The 767-nt window shown below is 60.2% G+C and carries 1 protein-coding gene; it reads left to right on the top strand.

Features of this window, described 5'->3' with window-relative positions:
• Positions 1 to 760, top strand: a 760-nt coding sequence (locus IVA96_RS30905) for a transposase (protein ID WP_247281268.1), incomplete at its 5' end; no start/stop codon positions are given.
• Positions 761 to 767: the final 7 nt, after the last annotated feature.

Genomic DNA, 767 nt, shown 5'->3' with positions numbered 1-767 from the left:
ACGCTGCCATTCTTCCATGGAGACGATCCGCGCCGCACTGGTGGGCAACAACCGACATGAACATGTCTTCGCCCTGACCCAATCGCTGGAACTCTACGACGTCTACCAGGCGAAGATGCTGGACTGCGATCGCAAGCTCGAAGTCTTGATCGCTGCGTTGGGCAACAGAGGGACAAAACCGGGCAGAAAGTTACCCAGGCCACGCATAAAGACCAAGCAGGTCAACACACCCACGTTCGATGTCAGGACCGCGCTGTATGGTGTGCTCGGCGTCGATCTGACCGAGATCCATGGGTTGGGTCCGTCGCTCGCCTTGAAGCTCATCGGCGAGTGCGGCACAGATCTGAGGGCATGGCCGAGCGCCAAGCACTTCACCTCCTGGCTCTGCCTCGCACCGGGCAACAAGATTTCCGGCGGCAAGGTGCTGTCTTCGCGTACGCGACGATCCTCCAGTCGGGCAGCCGCACTGTTGCGGTTGGCGGCCACAACGGTCGGTCGAAGTGATACAGCGCTGGGAGCATTCTATCGTCGGCTGTCCTCACGGGCGGGTAAGTCGAAGGCCGTAACGGCGACCGCCCGCAAGATTGCGGTTTTATTCTACAACACGCTCCGGCACGGCATGAGCTACAGCGATCCGGGTGCCAACCAATATGAGCAACAATATCGCAGCCGCGTCGTCGCCAACCTTCAGCGGAGGGCCAAATCGCTAGGCTTCCTGTTGCAGGCCATTCCGGGGGACGCCAATCCGGCTGTTTCTTAGGAAGGCC

Source organism: Bradyrhizobium sp. 159 (assembly GCF_023073795.1).
Taxonomy (GTDB): domain Bacteria; phylum Pseudomonadota; class Alphaproteobacteria; order Rhizobiales; family Xanthobacteraceae; genus Bradyrhizobium.
The sequence above is the reverse complement of the archived record's forward strand: the minus strand, read 5'-3'. Positions and strand labels throughout refer to the sequence as shown.